The 17938-nt window shown below is 45.0% G+C and carries 16 protein-coding genes; 8 read left to right on the top strand and 8 right to left on the bottom strand.

Annotated features, from left to right (window positions below):
• Positions 1–22: 22 nt before the first annotated feature.
• The 5 genes from AAC052_RS20400 to AAC052_RS20380 all read left to right on the top strand — a co-directional run bounded on the left by AAC052_RS20400 (position 23) and on the right by AAC052_RS20380 (position 4176).
• On the top strand, positions 23–790 hold the full coding sequence (locus AAC052_RS20400) for a DUF1080 domain-containing protein (protein WP_339815273.1): 768 nt from the start codon (positions 23–25) through the stop codon (positions 788–790).
• An 81-nt stretch (positions 791–871) separates the two neighbouring features.
• Positions 872–1429, top strand: a complete 558-nt coding sequence (locus AAC052_RS20395) for a Uma2 family endonuclease (protein ID WP_339815271.1) — start codon at positions 872–874, stop codon at positions 1427–1429.
• A gap of 66 nt (positions 1430–1495) precedes the next feature.
• Complete coding sequence (locus tag AAC052_RS20390) at positions 1496–2638, top strand: glycoside hydrolase family 18 protein (RefSeq protein WP_339815269.1); 1143 nt, start codon at positions 1496–1498, stop codon at positions 2636–2638.
• A 647-nt stretch (positions 2639–3285) separates the two neighbouring features.
• Positions 3286–3669, top strand: coding sequence for a hypothetical protein (locus tag AAC052_RS20385; RefSeq protein ID WP_339815268.1), 384 nt, complete (start codon positions 3286–3288; stop codon positions 3667–3669).
• Positions 3670–3744: 75 nt separating this feature from the next.
• Entirely contained in the window at positions 3745–4176 is a 432-nt protein-coding gene (locus AAC052_RS20380; RefSeq protein ID WP_339815267.1) for a hypothetical protein, read from the top strand.
• Between the two features lie 376 nt (positions 4177–4552).
• Here AAC052_RS20380 and AAC052_RS20375 read toward each other — a convergent pair whose 3' ends face one another.
• Positions 4553–6550: a tetratricopeptide repeat protein gene (locus AAC052_RS20375; RefSeq protein ID WP_339815266.1), complete on the bottom strand. Its 1998-nt coding sequence runs from the start codon at positions 6548–6550 to the stop codon at positions 4553–4555.
• A gap of 220 nt (positions 6551–6770) precedes the next feature.
• The gene (locus AAC052_RS20370) at positions 6771–7994 is read right to left on the bottom strand and encodes a Zn-dependent hydrolase (protein ID WP_339815265.1); all 1224 of its coding nucleotides are present in this window, start codon (positions 7992–7994) and stop codon (positions 6771–6773) included.
• Between the two features lie 316 nt (positions 7995–8310).
• Between AAC052_RS20370 and AAC052_RS20365 the strand changes: the two genes are divergently transcribed.
• The gene (locus tag AAC052_RS20365; RefSeq protein WP_339815264.1) at positions 8311–9609 is read left to right on the top strand and encodes a M20/M25/M40 family metallo-hydrolase; all 1299 of its coding nucleotides are present in this window, start codon (positions 8311–8313) and stop codon (positions 9607–9609) included.
• Positions 9610–9691: 82 nt separating this feature from the next.
• Here the strand turns inward: AAC052_RS20365 and arr are convergent, their stop codons facing one another.
• The gene (arr, locus tag AAC052_RS20360; RefSeq protein ID WP_339815370.1) at positions 9692–10117 is read right to left on the bottom strand and encodes an NAD(+)--rifampin ADP-ribosyltransferase; all 426 of its coding nucleotides are present in this window, start codon (positions 10115–10117) and stop codon (positions 9692–9694) included.
• 126 nt (positions 10118–10243) lie between these two features.
• Between arr and AAC052_RS20355 the strand changes: the two genes are divergently transcribed.
• Positions 10244–10375 carry a hypothetical protein gene (locus tag AAC052_RS20355; protein WP_339815263.1) on the top strand — a complete coding sequence of 44 codons (132 nt, stop codon included), beginning with the start codon at positions 10244–10246 and terminating at the stop codon, positions 10373–10375.
• A 26-nt stretch (positions 10376–10401) separates the two neighbouring features.
• On the opposite strand, the gene AAC052_RS20350 is transcribed toward AAC052_RS20355, so the two are convergent.
• From AAC052_RS20350 to AAC052_RS20330, 5 genes are all read right to left on the bottom strand, one after another.
• Positions 10402–13386 carry an AAA domain-containing protein gene (locus AAC052_RS20350; protein WP_339815262.1) on the bottom strand — a complete coding sequence of 995 codons (2985 nt, stop codon included), beginning with the start codon at positions 13384–13386 and terminating at the stop codon, positions 10402–10404.
• Positions 13387–13568: 182 nt separating this feature from the next.
• The gene (locus tag AAC052_RS20345) at positions 13569–14312 is read right to left on the bottom strand and encodes a hypothetical protein (RefSeq protein ID WP_339815261.1); all 744 of its coding nucleotides are present in this window, start codon (positions 14310–14312) and stop codon (positions 13569–13571) included.
• Positions 14305–14703: a hypothetical protein gene (locus AAC052_RS20340; RefSeq protein ID WP_339815260.1), complete on the bottom strand. Its 399-nt coding sequence runs from the start codon at positions 14701–14703 to the stop codon at positions 14305–14307. The genes AAC052_RS20345 and AAC052_RS20340 overlap by 8 nt, the downstream gene beginning before the upstream one ends.
• Before the next feature lie 539 nt (positions 14704–15242).
• A complete protein-coding gene (locus AAC052_RS20335; RefSeq protein WP_151998428.1) occupies positions 15243–15434 on the bottom strand; it encodes a hypothetical protein in 192 nt (63 codons plus the stop codon).
• On the bottom strand, positions 15424–15999 hold the full coding sequence (locus AAC052_RS20330) for a zeta toxin family protein (protein ID WP_151998427.1): 576 nt from the start codon (positions 15997–15999) through the stop codon (positions 15424–15426). Before AAC052_RS20330 ends, AAC052_RS20335 begins: the two co-directional genes overlap by 11 nt.
• Before the next feature lie 766 nt (positions 16000–16765).
• Between AAC052_RS20330 and AAC052_RS20325 the strand changes: the two genes are divergently transcribed.
• Positions 16766–17779: a pirin family protein gene (locus tag AAC052_RS20325; RefSeq protein ID WP_339815259.1), complete on the top strand. Its 1014-nt coding sequence runs from the start codon at positions 16766–16768 to the stop codon at positions 17777–17779.
• Positions 17780–17938 lie beyond the last annotated feature (159 nt).

The raw sequence follows: 17938 nt of genomic DNA, 5'->3' as shown, positions 1-17938 counted from the left end.
GAAGCTAACAAATCAATAAATAATGAAAAAGAACGCCCTTCTGATCCTATTCCTGGCTGCTTCAGCAACCAGCATTTTCGCTCAGTCCAACATGAATGTCGGAGCTAAACCGACAAAAAAGGCCGTAGTCTACTTCGATGGCACCCGTGATATGCTGGATAAAAACTGGACCTACTGGGATGGCCCCAGGCTGGCTGCACAGCTGCCGATCAAATGGCAAATTGTGAAAGACCCGGTTGACGGTGGCACAGCCATGAGCAGCAACGACCCTGCCGGGGCGGGGGGCAAATATGGTGCGGCCGATATAGTGACCAACAAGAAATTCCGTGATTTCCGGGCCCATGTAGAGTTCCTCATTGTCAATCCCGGCGGCAACAGCGGCGTCTATCTGCAAAACAGGTACGAAATCCAGGTGCTGGATGGAGATTCTACCAGCCATGGCCTGGGGGCAGTAATCAACGAGTCGGAGTCTCCTTACTCTGCCTACAATGGCTTGGGAAAATGGAACTCGTATGACATTGTCTTTCGTGCCGCTCGTTTCAAGGATGGCAAACTCACTGAAAAACCAATGGTAACCCTGTACTTCAATGGCAAAAAGGCGCATACCAATCAGGTCATCAGCCAGGTGTGGGGCGGGCCTAACTCGGGCATCGATGGCGGCAATGATGGTGGCAAAGGCATCACCGACGTGCCTGGCGGGCTTAAGCTACAGGCAGAAGGCCACGATGTGTTTTATCGTAATATCTGGATTGAAGAACTTGATTTGAAGAAGGCTGATACAGATTTTTAATCGCTAAAGAATTATCTGCCATTTTGGTGTGTTTTCAACCATGTAAATATTTTCTATCTTTAATTAACAAAGAAACGCTGTATGCCAGTAGAAGTAGAAAAAAGACTCATCAACGTTGAAGAATACTACAAAATGGCAGAAGTGGGTATTCTGAAAACGGATGACAGAGTTGAGCTTATCAATGGTGAAATATACGAGATGAGTCCTATAGGTAGTAAACATGCGGCGATCGTCAACCGTTTGGCGAGACAGTTAAATATTTTGTTTGAAAAACAGGCAACGATTGGTGTGCAATCCCCTGTTAGGCTAGACAATAAAAATGAGCCTGAGCCCGATATATCTATTCTTAAGTTTAGATCCGACGATTATAGCGGCTCGCACCCCAGTGTTTCTGATATACTTCTGGTTATTGAGGTAGCCGACTCATCTGTCAAGTATGATAAAAACGTAAAAATGCCTTTTTACGCTTCGTTTGGCATTCCCGAGTATTGGATAGTAGACATTGACGCTAACGCCATTGAAGTTTTCAAGCGACCGGGTAGCAAAGCCTATGATGAAAAACAAATCTTCAAGCCATTCGATATCATTGACATACTCGGCAAGACATTGGTTGTGAAGCAAATTCTCATTTTAGACTGAGGGCATTCGTTTATCTAACCCTAGCCAAAACAGTCTGCTCTATGTGTTTGTCAAAATCCCTCGTTCATGAATAAGATCAATTCCATAGTCCTTGCAACATCGTGCCTGGCCCTTTCCTTTTGCCAACAGGAAACATCAAAAGAATCAATCGAAGCTTCTGCCTCAAAAAAAGAAATCATCGGCTATGTGCCCGGCTTCCGTGGTTTGCTCGATGAAAAAGATATCGACGCCAACAAGCTGACCATCATCAACTACGCCTTTGTAGACGTAAAAGACAGCCTGGCGTGGTTGACCAATCTGGAGACAGATAGCGTCAACTTCAGAAAGCTCAATTACCTGAAAAAGGACAACCCTGCTCTTAAGATCGTGATCTCCATCGGCGGCTGGTCGTGGAGCGAAAACTTCTCTGACGCTGTGCTCACTGACAGTTCCAGAGAAAAGTTTGCTAAGAGTGGCGCCAAAATCGTGGCCGACTACAACCTCGATGGCATCGACATCGACTGGGAGTATCCGGGGCTCAAAGGTGAGGACAACGTCTTCCGGGTTGAAGACAAGGAGAATTTTACCCTGATGTTTGAAGCCATCAGGAAAGAGTTGGATGCTTTGGCAGTCACCACTGGCAAGAAATACATTGTCTCCACCGCCCTCCCCTGCTTCCCGAGGCTTTTTGAAGTTACCAATATGGGCGACGTAGCCAAGCATATCGACTTCGTGAACATCATGGCCTACGATTTCTATGTCGCTGGCGATACCGTTGGTCACCACAGTAACCTCTACCCCTCCGAAAGCTATGAAAAAGAAAATTCTGCTGACAAAGCCGTGAAAACCTATATCGAGCAGGGAGTTCCTGCTGAGAAACTGGTGCTGGGCGTACCCTTCTATGGCCGTAGCTGGACGATGAAAAGCAGCGATAATCTGGGCATCCTTCGCCCCCGAGACGAGGTGATAAGAGGAAACAACGGCTTTACGTTTATCAAGGACAGCCTGATGGCCAAGCCGGGGTTCGTACGCTACTGGGATGATGCGGCTAAGTCACCTTACTTGTTCAATGCCGAAAACAACCAGTTGGTGGTGTACGACGACGAAAGCTCTGTGAAGCTTAAGTGCGAATATGTTAACGACAATGGCCTCGCCGGTATCATGTTCTGGCAATACGCCAGCGATCCTAAGGAGTACTTGCTGGATGTGGTGAATGAGCATTTGGATTGAGAAAAGCATCCCCTCAGAGTCTCCTGCAAGGGACTCTGAGGAAATAAAATGACTGCGAAATAATATGGGCATATTCTTCTTCCTTATTGTCGGAACTATGCTCTATTGCATGGCACAGAGAAGCAGTATGTACTTTCAAATTAAGCAAGCTTATGATCCAAGAATATCTGACCTAAAAAGCGGACTGGGGTTGTACAAAATCAATATTCCTTCAAATGTGAAGGGACATTATATTTTCAAACCCTTGATCCCTTTCCATCTGAAAAATAACGACCACCCTAAGACAAATGCGGCTTTACTTTCAAAGTTCAACAGGCTTACCAAACTCTATGTTGTTAGCCTTTGTCTGTTCTTAGCTTACGTGACAACAATGTTTTTATACTTGAACTTCAGTTGAGCTGAGAAAAGCGCTAAGCCCATCGCCTCGTCATGCAGTTTTGGCAGTGCACAACTATAGCTTCATCACTAAAACTTCAGTTTCGTGTATCCCTGGGCAGTAGCTCGCCTGATCTTTTCGCAAAAAGAACAAAAGGTCCAAGCGGGGTCTGGCATACCAAACCCAACGAGGTAAGGGTTCAAGCAAAAAGAGAAGCGACAATTGCTTAAATTAGCAGAAGAGCATATAGCACAACTAACTGAATACTGGAATGCCTACTGTAATAACTGACAAAACAGACATTAAATCCATCGACGAAATACTTGCGAACTTCAAGGACAATGATCAGGTGGATATTTATTCGTCGGAAATGTCGCCAATCGAAACAGCTATTGTATTCAATGGTTTAAAAATCAGTAATGTTATAGTCCAGAAAGAAAACAATACAATTCTTTTCATCTTGAACAATAGCACCGTGTTACAACGTCAGATTAGCCAGTTCAAAGGGTTAACTTCTGCCAGCCTCAAACAATTAAGTAATTTTGAAAACATGGGAGACGGTGTGCTATGGCCGGAAATCCCAACAGCCGACACTTCATTAAAAAGCCTTATTCAAGAAGAGTTGCTTCAAAAATACAAGCTTCAAATCGCTTAGTAGCACCTGGCCAAAACTAGATTTTCACTCAGAGTCTCCTGCAAGGGACTCTGGGACTGAGGACATACAAAGACTATGAAAATCGGAAGTATAGCTGTCATGTTTGTGCAAGGAGTGGTGATGTTTTTTAGTGGACTATGGCTGCTGATATTTGCAATAATCCTTTTCATCAAGCCGACCATGTCAGGTCTTTTTGGTCTTGTAGTTGGAATTGGGATTGTTATAGGGTTCAATGCTCTTTATCTCAAACTTCGGGAAATTGAGGTGGTTGGACAGAGCATTAATATCAGAAACCTACTATCTAGCAATAGTTTTAAACGAGAAAACTTTATTGCTGTCAAAAAAACGTCGCTATCGCCATTTATATTTAAGCTAGAGCTTTCAGATGGAAAAGCTTTCTTTTTTGCAACGGACATAAGCACCTTCTTTACATCTATGGATTCAGATCACGCTATCAACAAATTTAGTGACCAGATTGCCCCAAGAGCTAGTGCAGATGAGTCGTAGCATTTTCGCATCAAAATCTGGTGCAGTAGAGTCTCGCAAAGTTTAAGAAAAGGTTCCAACAATTCCGATGAGAAACAAAGAATCATTTACTCCAGTGGAATATCTTGGTTTCTGCGCAAGATGGATTGCAAATAATTTAGCTAGAAAGCACCAAAATAAGGAGAAGGTATCTTTCAATTGTTTTAAGCATCAAAGAATGGGTTTCTTTGATTTCATTGTGGGCTTGGTTATTCTATTCCTAATATTAATTGTCTTGTTTATTTTATATTCTTCCTTCTTAGGTCGCTAAAAAGCCTAACTGACAACAAGGAATAGCTTCACTAACAAACTAGATTTTCACTCAGCGTCTCCTGCAAGGGACTCTGAGAAATACGCATCACCCCTCCCTATAAGGCAACATCAACTGCACCCTCGTGCCCGAGCTACCTACGCCAGCAAGGTCCTCTACCATCATTCGTATTTTGCTTTTAAGGCCGGCGTTGAACAGCTCAATCCGCTCGCTGGTGATCACACCCGCCAGCGACTTGTGGCCTTCCCTGGCCTTCACCTCACTGGCAATTCCTTTGCCATTGTCTTCCACGGTCAGCAGCACATACTCACCCTCCTGCCGGAAAGTGATTTTCACTCTGGCTCCGTCCATTTTGCCTTTCAGCCCGTGCTCCAGGGCATTCTCAATCAACGGCTGGGCAAACATCGGCGGAATCGATACCTCCTCCGGGTCGATGGCCTCGTCCACTGTCAGCTCATACTCAAAGGAGTTGTTGAACCGCAGCAGCTGCAACTCTAGGTAGTTTTCCAGCGTAGCCACCTCTTCGTCCAGCGAAATGAAATCTTCCCGGGAGTTCTCCAAAATCTGGCGCATGAGCCGGGCAAAGCGGCTCATAAAAGAAGCGGCATCCTGTGGTTTGTTTTGCAGCATATAGTTTTGGATGGCCCCCAGGGCATTGAAAATAAAGTGAGGATTGAGCTGGCTTCGCAAAGCTTTTTGCTCCAGCTGGGTCAACGCCTGGGTTTGCCTGTCGGCCCTCTGCCTGTAGTAAAGCACCAAAATAGCGATCACCAGCAGCAGCACAATCGCCCCGCCAATGATCAGGTATCGCTGCTGGCTGAGCTGCAACGCCTGTATCTCCGCCATTTGTGCCAGGCGGTCGATCTCATTCTCCTTTTTCTCCGTTTCGTATTTGATGTTCAGGTCCGATATCTGCAACGCCTTGGTTTGGTTCAGCATGGTGCTGTCGAGCTTATAAAACTTGTGCAGTGCCTCCAGTCCTTCTTTGTACCTGCCCGACGCCCGATAAGCATTGCTCAGCATCCAGTAAGCGTCTGATTCTTTTTCAATGAATTCAATGTCGTGAGAAAGACCGGCTCCCAGCTCGGCATACCTGATCGCTTCGGCCGTCTTCCCTGTCTTGAGAAATATCTCCGACAGGTTCACATAAGCTGCTGACAGATTTCGTTTCTCCCCCACCTCTTTGCACAACTCAATCGCTTTCAAGTGGTTCGCAATCGACTCCTTGTACAGCCCCATTCTGCCCTGCATTTCAGCCAGCCCTTCATAAAAGTAGGCCTGCAAAAACTTATTGCCCTCTACCCCGGGGCTTTCAAGTGCCTCCTGGTAAAAGTAGGTGGCAGAGTCATACATATTGAGGGCGGTGTAGCTATTGGCCATGTTGTAGTTGACTATCGACAGGTTGGCCTGGTTGGTTTGACTTAGCAACTGCTCACGTGACTTTCGGAAGTACCTGATGGCCAGCTGATAGTCTTCGTTCTGATAATAGGCAGCACCAAGCGTGATAACAGCCCTGTTTATCATCGATTCGTCAGGAATTTTTTCCGCCAGACTCAGCGCCTTGAGCGAATAAAAAACGACGGAATCGTTTTTAGAGAAGTCGCTGTAATAGCTGGCCTTTACCAGGTAAATCTGCGCTGCCATAAAGTCTGACTTCAGTCGCCGATTGATCAACTCAGCCTGATTGAGCACAGCCAGGGCCGAATCTGTTTTACTAAGCTTCAGGTAGCTGTTGGAAAGATTAACCAGACTCCGAATAGTAAACTCGTCGTCGCCCACCTGCCCGAACAAAGCTGCTGCTCGCCCATGCCCTTGAATGGCCCTCTGAAACTGCTGCTGACAGGAGGCGTTGTCCCCCATCAACTTATAGGCCCGGGCTTGGTAGCTGACGTCTTTGGCTTGCCGAGCCACCTCAAGCAATCGGGCAGCCAACGAGTCAGTCTTTGCCATATCCTGGCACAGAACACTACTTGCTTCAGTAAACAGCTTCTCAAGTTCGCTGGCGCCCGACTGCTTAGCATGTACATTCGCAGCAAAAAGGAGCAGAAACATCGGGACAAACTCCCTCACAAAACGTTGGCGCATAAAACGGAATAATTATGGGTTAGGCAGCAGACAGGCACAGCGTGGCCACAGTGCACACTGGCAAAAATACACGCCGACGTCAACTTTTCGACACCAGAGAAATAAATTATGAACCATAACCGAGTAGATGCATGGAAGAGGAAAGCCCAAGACCTAAAGCTGCTCTTTAGTTCGGCTCATGGCACCTGCCAATCTCCGGGATCGCAAAACCTTCCCAATCCTACCCTTTGTCCGCAGCCAATATCGCCTGCAGCAGCACATTGGCTCCGTTTGCCATGTCCTCCGTTTTGGTGAATTCCTTAAAGGAATGACTGATGCCACCTATACTGGGCACGAAAATCATCGCCACAGGAGTAATCATTGCCATGTTTTGAGAGTCGTGGCCTGCACCACTGGGCATAAATTTGGTACTCAATCCCAACTTTTGGGCAGAGGTGTGGATAATCTGCTGGAGCCCTTTATCAGTAAGTGCCGCCTTCGCTACGCTCGGCTGTCTTACAAAACTGATTTTCGTCTTCGTCTCTTCGGCAATGGCTATCGCTTGCTTTTCTATTTCAGCGAAAAGTCGTTCGATTTTTTCAGGCGACAAATCACGCATCTCCAGCCCCAGGGTCACCTTGTCGGGAATGACATTGTATGCCCCAGGGTAGGCATTAATCTTTCCTATGGTGCCTACCTGGCTTCCTTCTGTCCCTCTGATCACCTCATTCACTGCAATAATCAATTTTGAAGCTGATAGCATGGCATCCTGGCGCAAACTCATGGGGGTGGTTCCTGCGTGGTTGGCAAAACCATCCACTGTCACCTCCCAATGCTCTATGCCAACTATCCCTTCCACTACACCAATCTGCAGGCCTTCCTTTTCCAAAATCCCTCCCTGCTCAATATGCAATTCTAAAAAAGCGTGGATGTCGCCTCTCTTGCGGCGGGCGTTTTGAATAGTATCAGGGTCGCCTCCAAGCACTTTAACACCCTCTGAAATGGTGAGCCCACTATGGCTTGTTTGATTCAGTATTTCGGGCGTGATCTTTCCAGACAGGGCTTTGCTGCCAATCATACTCCCCTCCTCATCAGCGAAAATGATCACTTCAAGGGGATGATCGGTCACTACCTTGTTTTCGTTGAGCACCTCAATTACCTCCAGCGCAGCAATTGACCCAAGCGTGCCATCATAATTACCACCATCAGGCACCATGTCGATGTGCGAGCCAAAGGCGATGGGTTTGAGTGTAGGCTTCTTCCCTTTTCGTTTGCCAATGATATTCCCAGCCTGGTCGATGGTTGTTTCTAGCCCCGCCTTCTTCATCAGGTCAACAAACCACGCATGCCCTTCAACATCGCCCTGAGTAAACGCCATCCTGTAGCCGTGGCCTTTGTCGTTCCGCCCAAATTGAGCCATCCCTGTAATCCGGTCTTCAATTCGCTGTGCATTAACATTCAACATGCCACCACGTAAAACTCGTTTAAAATTCAATTGTATAGTACCCAGAAAAGTGATACCGAGAGTTGTCAATGAGGATTTTTTGATAAAGCTTCTTCGTTGCATCGAGCGTAGATGGAGATTCTTAAGAGAATAGAAAGGACACTATTTGTGAATCAAATATCCCCTAATATATCAATAATTACCTTTGCTTCTAACGAGGCCCTCCAAATGTCACGCCTCAGAATAGAGAAGTTGCCATTGGTGTGTAGCCAGTTGACCAAGTGAAAAAATAAGTATTAACTTTCCAGTCTATTAAAAATCCCTGATTTAACCTGACATGCAAAAGACGTCTATCCTCCCAGCTTTCTTCCTATTGTTCACATCACTCATCATCAGCTGTCAGCCTGCTGCCGAGATCAATGAAGCCGATGTGACCCGTATCATCACCACCCTGGCCGCCGACGATATGGAAGGCAGAAGAATGTTTAGCCCCGGCATTGAAAAAGCGTCAAAGTTTATTCAGGGCGAATTTCAGTCCATCGGATTGGAATATGTAGACGGCCTGAACAGCTACGAGCAAAAGTTCGATATGTACACCATCACCCCCAAGAGCATGGAGGTTACGATCAACGGACAGGCTGTGGCTGAAGAAAACCTCACGGCCTCGGTTAACGGTGAAAGGCTCAATATTACCAGCCCCAACGAAGTTGAAGTGATCACCGTCAAAGCTGGCGACGACTTCCGGGGTGCCATTTCCAAAGCCAGAAGTGCGGAGGGAAAGGTGCTGATACTGGCCGATCCTTCTCATAAGGGCATTTTCGAAAGATACCGTGGTTTCTTGTCGGGGGGTAATCATGTGATGGCATTAAACGATAAAGCTTATGTGCTCGTGTTAACCGAAATTACCGAAGTGAGTTCTCTGAACATAAGTGTAGAGAACGATGTAAAAACAGAAAGCCTGTCGAACGTGGTAGGCAAAATCAGCGGAAAGCGCCCCAACGAAGTCGTGCTTTTCAGCGCTCACTACGACCACCTGGGCATCAGAGGCACCGAAGGAGATACCATCTACAACGGGGCTAACGACGACGCCTCGGGCACCACAGCCGTGATCACTTTGGCCAAATACTTCAAAGACATGGGCACGCAGCCTGAGCGCACCATTCTGTTTGCTGCCTTTACCGCCGAGGAAGGCGGCGGCTACGGTTCGACGTATTTCTCACAACAATTGAACCCTGATGAGATTGTGGCGATGTTCAATATTGAAATGATAGGCAAGCCTGCCGTGAGCGGGCCAAACACTGCCTGGGTGACCGGCTTCGACAAGTCCAGCTTTGGTGAGTTGTTGCAAAAGGCCGTGAAGGGCACCGAGTATGAGTTCTACGCCGACCCATACCCCGACCAAAACCTATTTTATCGCTCCGACAATGCTACCTTGGCCCGATTAGGCGTGCCCGCTCACTCCATCAGTACCACGCCCATCGACGTCGACAAAGACTACCACCAGGCATCTGATGAGGTGAAAACACTGGATCTGGCGCACATGACCAACTCCATCAAGGCCATTGCTGCCGCTGCTACTGGCATGATCTCAGGAGAAGACACGCCGACAAGGGTGGATCCGGCCAATGTGAATTGAGGGCTTACTAAAAGCAAGGTCGGCAGCAGTTTTTTGAGTGCTGTCGCCTTGCCATATACTCCGAGCAGTATTGCTACGCTACTCAATCCTCAATCGCCTCAATACCCTGCTCCTTCAACTTCTCGAGATGATCCCTCATCGTTTTGAGCTGCTCAGGTGAGTGCCCCTGCCATTCCCGGACCTCACCGGATACCTGAATGGGTTGTGCGGTTCGGTACGACTTGGTTGGATTGCCTGGAAACCGTTTGTTTGTCAGGTTGGGGTCATCTTCAAAAGAGCCTGTTGGTTCCACTATGTAAATTCTGCCTGGCTCTTCGCCAACTGCAAGCTCCGCCCCCCAAATGGCGGCATCCAGCGTGGCGCTGAAGTAGACGTAAGCCGCCTTTTTCCCCGATCCGTAGTTGGACTTAAACCCTGGTGCTATCAGGTCTCCCGGTTTCAAATTTGCCTTCGTTCCATGATAGTATGTCGGCTTTGCTGCCTCGTTTTCAATGCTTTCCGTTTCCATTACCGGTGTGTTATTGGTGAGCGTTCTGCCTTGCTTATTGGCAGCACTTGATGCTGTGAACATTCAAAAATATTCATCTCAGCTCTTCCAAAACACCATTTTCGGCTAAATTTTCTACGGTACAATATGCTCACAACTACGACGTTAACCATACAACGAACCGCTTCCCACCTCCCTTTTCATTACGACGACGAGTTGTTTGAGCACCGCACACTTTACGAAGAATCTCCTGGGGTAAACATTTCGCTGGCTAAGTGATCTCATTTTTATCAGGTGGTGGAATCTTAGCCTCCAAACAATGCTGTTTGATAAACACCTCCTTTGATTTTATTCATTAATTCCCGTATAAATTCATAATGTTTAACATACTGGTTAGGGATATCAATTTTAGGAATGTTTTTAGAAACGAGTAGCTGCGATTTAATCTTATCTGAGCCAATTGTTTTCTTCATTTTATAATGTTCGGCACCATTTATTTCAAATACCACTTTTGGAATCCTGCCCTCATAAATCACTCCATCAAATTCTTTTTTGTTTACAGCAGAATTGTTTCTTTCTTCCGGAAACACATCTATTACTTTCACATTTCTTTCAAAGCGGGAGCCCTGTATTGTGCAAAAATGGTTCATGGTTTTATAGAATTCGTTTTCAAATTTTGAATCATTCGAAAACCCGATTGTAAACCTGTTGGCGGTGCTTTGCGGAATTAGTGTAGTGCCATTTTTTTGCACGTAATCAATCAAGGTATACAAATCATCATCTCTCCTTGATAAAATATCAATTGCCCTTTTATCGGCCACCACGATCAAATTTTCCTGCGCCCTTGTAACTGCAACGTTAATTAACTGACTGTTGTTTTTTATCCAGTCGTATGTTCTCGACGTTGTGTTTCTTGATATGGAAGTGGATATGATGATGGTTCTATTCTCTTGTCCCTGTATTTTGTGGATCGTACCACAACTTACCGACGAATCTATTTCTGCATTTGCTTTTGCCTTTTCCAGGTAATGATTCAGAACTTCTTGTTGGTTTCGAAATGGTGTGATGATGAAAACATCCGTTAATTTGTTGTCTGCTATAAATTTTATGATCTCTTGTGCTTCTTCAATGTTTGCATTTCTATCCTTTTGGTTGACATTATTCACATCGATCAGTTTCACCTCACCAATGGCTTTAATCTTCGAAAGGTTTAATTTGTTCTCATAAAACCGCATGTTTGAATAATTGATGATCTTCTTACCACAGCGATAATGATAGCTGAGCAAAATATCCCTCGAAATATTATCAATCCCTTTATAAACGGATAGGATAGAATTATTGTAGTAATCGTATGCCTGATCTATACCGAACTGGCGCATCAAGTGTTGATTTCTGCTTTCTTCAAAAACAACAATCGGCTTTAGCTGGTTGGTGTCGCCAATCAGTACCATACTTTTGCACTTTGAGACAGGAATCAAACTGGTGGCTATATCGCACTGCCCTGCTTCATCCATTACCAGCAGATCAAATTTGTATTTTCGTCCCAGCTTGCGACCGGATATATTGGTAGTCAGAATAATGGGGAATACTTTTGTGAGCTTCTCCAGGTTGTCGTCATCTGCGATCCATTTATTAAATTCTCTTACCTGCTTTTCGGACTCCTCAATATCCAGTATCTCGATCAACTGATTATAATCCTTGTGTTTCAAGCGCTTTGTGTACTTCAATGATTCGAAGTAAAAAAACTGCAACAGCTGTTGACTATCTTTTATCACTTCAAATAAATTGTCCAGATCATCATTGGCGATTTCAGGGATCTGCTTGAGTTTTACTTCAATGGCTTGCTTTTCTTTTTCCAACAAATGATTTCCGCCTTTTGATAGCAGACTGCTGACAAACGACAGGTTTTGCGTCTGTTCTATTCTGGTTTCATGATTTTTAATTTTCTCAAGCAATTTCCTGTTTTTCTCTTTCGACTTTTCTTTGAGATTAGACAATAGTTCTTCCTTAGGTACATCTCTGGTTTCAAAAGCATACCGTTCTTTAATGAGATGCAGTGCCTGAGCTACACATTTGTTGTTTCCAAGCCTGAGTATGGGAAGCAGAATTTCTTTGTTTCTGTACTTGCCTAAGTATAATTTATCTTTAATCCCATCGATGGGTACATTGTTATTTGACGAAATCAGTAGCGTTTTGCCATTGGTCAGGCAATTCACAATTACATTCAATATGGTTTGTGTTTTGCCCGTTCCGGGTGGTCCCTGCACATACGTGATCGGGTATTTTAGTGCATTGTAAATGGTCTGAATTTGATCAATATTTATATTCCGGTCATACAGTGCAATGTGAGGCTCTTTTCGGTTTTGCCTGTCCAGCAATGATAAGTTTTGAAAGAATGCCCTTAACGGAACCTCCATTTCCTTGAGCTCATATGCTTTATGTATGTCGTCGTAAATGCCAGAGATATCTATCTGTGCATACCCCAGCACAACTACTTCAGGCCTTGTATTTGGCAATTCACCAGTTTTGAAATGGGTTCGCAATAATTCTATGGCATCAGATTTATTGTCTAAGTACATCGCTTCAAAATCTGTCGAGCTCAAATCGGTGTAGTACGACAGTGAATGCTTTACATCTTCGATATAAAAATTTGTATTGAATTGTGTTTTACTACCCACATGCAATGTTTTGTCTACAGGATCAAGCGTGAGTTTTCTAAATGCAATTACAAATTTCCCCTTCGAACGTATATCAATTGAAAACTCACTTATAGCCAGCTCGTAATCATAATACTTGTTGTAATCATTGTGATAGATATCTTTTATAATCTGCTTTTGAAGTTCGTCGCTTAACTGATATGGATTTTTAATGGCCAACTCTGTCAGATCCACACCCGGAATTAAATGAGCTTTGTATAAAAAAGGGTCTTTATTGGCCTTGTAGCATTCCAGGTAGTAGTTCAGTATATTATTGTCATACCGGTCAAATTCATACATCTGCAAACTTTCATCTTCATCCAGCCTTCGAATAAGTTTCTCTGGCACATTATAGTGTGAAAATTTCAGGATTTCGGCAGTCTGAATGGCTGAAATGAATATTTTGGAATCTCTGATGGGATCATCTTTTGTAACGTTGAACATGTTTACCCGCAGTTCATCTCTTTCATTGATATCCAGTATGCTGATCCAAAAAGGCGTAATCTCTCCACTCTTATTTTGATAGGTAATGTTTAGGTATTTTCCTTCCCTTATGGCTTTACCAATAAGTGTAGTGATTTTTTTGTCAAGCATTTCCCAGATTTCTATTCTTCACGATTCTGAAAACTTATCACTTGCTCTTGATTTTGTTTTTTTGTGTTGGCTTTGTCTTGCCACTAACGTCCAACTAAAATGAGTATGCGTCCCGGTTGCCAGAAGCACAAAAGCTTCTGGTTTGCACTATCATATCAAAAGGCTCAGTTCGCATATTCATTTTAGTGTTTGTTGTGCGCAGTAGTCTTTTTAGTTTTTTCAAGCTTATCAATTAGGTTGTCAGCAAATTCCAGATATTCTGTTCGCTCGTGTTTTGATAGACCATAAGATTCATGAAGAATGCGATTTCTTAAATCAAGCAGTTGCTTTAACTTCATCATTTCATTATCTGATGAAGTGTAATTCTCCGATAAATATTGGAGGATTGAGCGAAAAGAGTGCTTGTCTTTATCCGAAAGTTTTTCTGATGCAAGACGTTCTATTATTTGCCACCTTTTGACAAGATCGAGATCAGAGTCAGAAGTCACAGCAACTTCAGATTCCTTATAGTTTCCAATAGAGATCATTCTTTTGGGTAAAATCTGTGCGTAAAAATATCCCACAAGAGTTATCAAAATCCCAACAATTGCAATGATTAATCCTAGGTCTTGTTCAATATTGAACTTGTTGTTTTGCCATAAATATATAGTTATTCCAGCAGCAGCATAAGTAGCCCCACTCAGTGAAATAAGAGTTGACCATCTCTTTTTTCTGTCTTGATAACCCTCTATGTTTGACTTACCTTTTAATTCTCGATCTTGAGCTTCAATTATGTCTCTAAGAGAAATTTCTCTATCAACAGTTTGTCTTCTTTGAGCTATTTTAAAAGCCTTTTCTAAAAGACCATTGTAGTATTCCTGTGAGAGTTCGTCAAGCGCTTCCTTAGCAGCAGGAGTTAACTTATTCAATATTTCGTCCTTATTCATTGCTGTTGTCTTTGAAGATTATAAAAACAGATGATACCACTGCAACTAGAAAAACAAATAGGAATAAGATAATATATCCTAAGTCTTTAAACTTGTCAGTATCAAACAGTCCTCCTGTAAACACAGAAGAAATGAACGCCACTACCTGAGCTATGATAATGTTTGTTGGTTTTCGCTTTCTAAGTCTATACTTCTTGGTGTATAATACCGCATCATTAATTATTGCAGCTGTAATTTCATGATTTGAAGAATCGTTTCTACTAGCTTCAAGGCGGTTCGCCTCATCAAGGACGTCCTCGACATATTCCTTAGAAACCCTTGTCAACTCTGATGAAGCGGATTGACTTAGGTTTTGAGATTTCTCGCCTGAGATGTCAAATTCTATTTTCATTTAGGTCAAGTTCGTCTTTTTCATATTGCGCACAACGATTGTATAAACCCCAGTCGGCCCCGGCACTAGCATTTATATTCCAAATAGCCGCAGGTGCCCGTCTGGTCAACATGTATGCATGCTTGCCCGCTGGTCACCTTGCGTTTTCGGTGCTCACTGTCCCCGGCTGTATGCCCTCCCCCTACTACAAAGCGTTCACAGGTAAAAAGAAAGTCGGATAAGACAAACCGCTGGCTGGTAAAAAATCCGGTAGAAAAAAGGTCATGCGGCCGGAGGATAAAAATTACAGAAATAATACTAGTCAAACGCCGTGTAATTTACCAGCAGTTTCGGTAGTATTTTTAGAAGAATGGCCAGTCCAGTAGAAAACCGTCTGATGGTCGCCAGGCTTTCACTCCCTTTTGAAGGAAGCTGGCCTGGCAGAAAAAGCAGTGCGCTGCGCCGTAAGACTACCCGTACATCGCCTTCTGTGGATTCGGAGCACTTTACTGCTCGCCAGGTACAAACCTTGCCAAGAGCAAAAATTGTTGATTTTAGTTTCAGCCTGCACTACGCTTATACAATGTTGTGGGTGGTATTTCATTCGGGTCAACCGCTTCAATTTTGCCGTTCCTAACCACAATCATGAGGCTTTTCTTTTGCTTTTTGTATTCGACAAGCCTTCTGTAAGTCTCTTCAAGTCCTTTGACTATCCTGTCCCGTTCTTCTTTCAACTGTTCTTTAGTTCCCATAGTATTTCCTTTTCAATTCTCCCCACTGTTCAACATTATTAATAGTTTCTTCATTTAAAGCCCCTTCTGCTATAATCTCGTAATTATCTCCAGAGTTGTTTACAAATAGCCAGTTGTCAACTTTGGGAAGAAACAGGTTGAAAAAATTTTTCAGACCACTTTTATACCTCCTCCTGATGACGTCTTCCGGAATATGGTGACCACCTTCTTTTACTCTTGTCTCCACTCTTGAAATGGCCAATTCTTCCGAATTGAGCCAGAAAAACAAGCAACTCACCTGGTAGTCCAATTGCTTTGCCCTATCAATAAACTGAACATAGCTTCTGGTCGAAAGCGTCGTTTCAAAAGCAAAACTTTCTCCTGACCCTAACAGTTTTTTAATCCTTTCCAACATCAATCTGCCTGCTACAATTCCCGCTTTCTCCGGCTGAAAAGGAGAGATTCCTTTGGCAATTTCATCCGCATTTACAAATTCCCTACAGTCAAGAATCTCTGGTAAAATAGTATATGAAGCGGTGGTCTTCCCCGCTCCGTTACAACCTGCTATGACATATAGTTTTTTCATTGCACTCAAATATACAATTTACTACCGATGATATCAGATGCTGAATCTTACCCACAACGCTTGAACAAACCCCAGTCTGCCTCCGGGCGTTCACTCCATCCCCAACCCTACTCACTGCCTTTTTCAAGAGGCACACCTGCCTCGGATGGATAGCTGGCCTTGCAGAAAAGGAAGTGCGCTGCGCCGCCACATGGAGCCATCATTACCGCAAGAAGGAGCTTCCTACGGCGCTGGAAGTTGTTACCTGCAGCGCAAGAAACACCCACGTATGCCGCAACCCGGAGCCACTTCTACCGCAAGACGGAGCTGACGCTACAGCAAGAAGTACTCATCTGTTGCGCAAGAAACACTTACTCATACTGCAAGACGGAGCCACTTCTACCGCAAGAAGTGTCCGGGTCTAGCGCTAGATGTGTGAGGGTCTACGGCCAGAGTTGTGTGGCGATTGCTGTATAAATATTAGTTTGATGCGCATCGAATGGTAGTTTTGATGGGCATCGAAGGAGTGGTTTGATGGGCATCGAAGGAGAAAATCTTGCGCCGCACCGGAATGGCCTGGGAAAGGAAGAGATGATGGCCTCCAGCTATTGAGGCACTAAAATCGGGCCAAATGAAGAAGAGGGAAAGAGGACTCTTTTCTTTATCTCCCTCATAATTAACAAACGGGTATACTTCCTCTATTTTTTTACCTTGCCCATCAGAACTAATTTTGACTTGACTCGTTAGTTGTATGTATATACATATAAATAACTGAAAGGAACACAATATGTCAGCCATCATAAAAGTAAAATCATTAGGGTTTCCCTGGGAAACCCAGGATCCCTTCCTCTTCTGTGTGCACCATGCCGATGCCTACCCAAAAGGCAACGACAGCATGGGGCCGGATGCTTCCCTGGCCGGAAGGGCCATTGGCAACGACTTCACCATCAAAGACGGCTGGAGGATGTACCACGGCTCAAAAGTACCTGGCTTCCCGGCCCACCCCCACCGTGGCTTCGAAACCGTGACCATCGCCACCAAAGGCCTCATCGACCACTCTGATTCTCTCGGTGCCGCCGCTCGCTTTGGCAATGGCGACGTACAGTGGATGACCGCCGGCAAAGGGGTGCAGCACTCGGAAATGTTTCCGCTGCTGAGCAAGGAAAACGGCAATCCGCTGGAGCTGTTCCAGATCTGGCTCAACCTGCCACAAAAACACAAGCTGGTGCCTCCTCACTTTGCCATGCTGTGGAATGAAACCATTCCCAGGGAAGTGGTGAAAGACGCCAATGGCAAATCGACTGAGGTAATGGTCGTGGCAGGTAAACTGGGCGACAAAACCGCCCCTACGCCCCCACCTCACTCCTGGGCCAACGAAGCCGACCATGACGTTGCCATCTGGACGATCAAAATGGAGCCGGGCGCTACGTTTACGGTGCCTAAAGCTTCGAAGGGAGCCAAAAGGTCGATTTACTTCTACAAAGGAGAGCTACTGCAGGTGGAAGACCAAAGCATCAATGCCTACAAAGCTGTAGAGCTGCATGCCGATCAGGAAGCGGTGCTGGCGAACGGCAAGGAGCCTGGCTTTATCCTGATGCTGCAAGGCAAGCCGATTGGTGAGCCAGTGGCGCAGTACGGCCCGTTTGTGATGAACAACCAGGCAGAGATCCAGCAGGCGATGCAGGAGTACCAGCGCACGCAGTTCGGCGGCTGGCCCTGGCCCAACCACGAGCACGTGCATGCGAGAGAGAAAGGCCGTTTTGCTATCCACGCCGATGGGAAGGTAGAGGAGAAAGGGTAACCAGTAAAGAGGTCGCTCTGGCCATCCAGCAAGAGCGCCCTCTTTACTTTTTGTTCTTGCTAACCGCACCCCGGTCTGTCCCCTGACAGACAGGAATAATGAAGTGATGAAGTGTGCTGTCAGGGGACAGCCCACGGGTACGGGAGTACCAGCGCACGC

It is taken from the genome of uncultured Imperialibacter sp. (genome assembly GCF_963974565.1).
In the GTDB taxonomy this organism is placed as follows: Bacteria; Bacteroidota; Bacteroidia; order Cytophagales; family Cyclobacteriaceae; genus Imperialibacter; species Imperialibacter roseus.
This window is presented reverse-complemented; position numbering and strand designations above follow the sequence as displayed.

Bases quoted from the DNA above. Each gene is read 5' to 3' on its own strand.
- AAC052_RS20390 (WP_339815269.1), top strand. From the start codon at position 1,496: ATGAATAAGATCAATTCCATAGTCCTTGCAACATCGTGCCTGGCCCTT.
- AAC052_RS20355 (WP_339815263.1), top strand. From the start codon at position 10,244: ATGCTCACAACTACGACGTTAACCATACAACGAACCGCTTCCCACCTC.
- AAC052_RS20345 (WP_339815261.1), bottom strand. From the start codon at position 14,312: ATGAATAAGGACGAAATATTGAATAAGTTAACTCCTGCTGCTAAGGAA.
- AAC052_RS20400 (WP_339815273.1), top strand. From the start codon at position 23: ATGAAAAAGAACGCCCTTCTGATCCTATTCCTGGCTGCTTCAGCAACC.
- AAC052_RS20335 (WP_151998428.1), bottom strand. From the start codon at position 15,434: ATGGGAACTAAAGAACAGTTGAAAGAAGAACGGGACAGGATAGTCAAA.
- AAC052_RS20330 (WP_151998427.1), bottom strand. From the start codon at position 15,999: ATGAAAAAACTATATGTCATAGCAGGTTGTAACGGAGCGGGGAAGACC.
- AAC052_RS20340 (WP_339815260.1), bottom strand. From the start codon at position 14,703: ATGAAAATAGAATTTGACATCTCAGGCGAGAAATCTCAAAACCTAAGT.
- AAC052_RS20395 (WP_339815271.1), top strand. From the start codon at position 872: ATGCCAGTAGAAGTAGAAAAAAGACTCATCAACGTTGAAGAATACTAC.
- AAC052_RS20385 (WP_339815268.1), top strand. From the start codon at position 3,286: ATGCCTACTGTAATAACTGACAAAACAGACATTAAATCCATCGACGAA.
- AAC052_RS20380 (WP_339815267.1), top strand. From the start codon at position 3,745: ATGAAAATCGGAAGTATAGCTGTCATGTTTGTGCAAGGAGTGGTGATG.
- AAC052_RS20375 (WP_339815266.1), bottom strand. From the start codon at position 6,550: ATGCGCCAACGTTTTGTGAGGGAGTTTGTCCCGATGTTTCTGCTCCTT.
- arr (WP_339815370.1), bottom strand. From the start codon at position 10,117: ATGGAAACGGAAAGCATTGAAAACGAGGCAGCAAAGCCGACATACTAT.
- AAC052_RS20350 (WP_339815262.1), bottom strand. From the start codon at position 13,386: ATGCTTGACAAAAAAATCACTACACTTATTGGTAAAGCCATAAGGGAA.
- AAC052_RS20325 (WP_339815259.1), top strand. From the start codon at position 16,766: ATGTCAGCCATCATAAAAGTAAAATCATTAGGGTTTCCCTGGGAAACC.
- AAC052_RS20365 (WP_339815264.1), top strand. From the start codon at position 8,311: ATGCAAAAGACGTCTATCCTCCCAGCTTTCTTCCTATTGTTCACATCA.
- AAC052_RS20370 (WP_339815265.1), bottom strand. From the start codon at position 7,994: ATGTTGAATGTTAATGCACAGCGAATTGAAGACCGGATTACAGGGATG.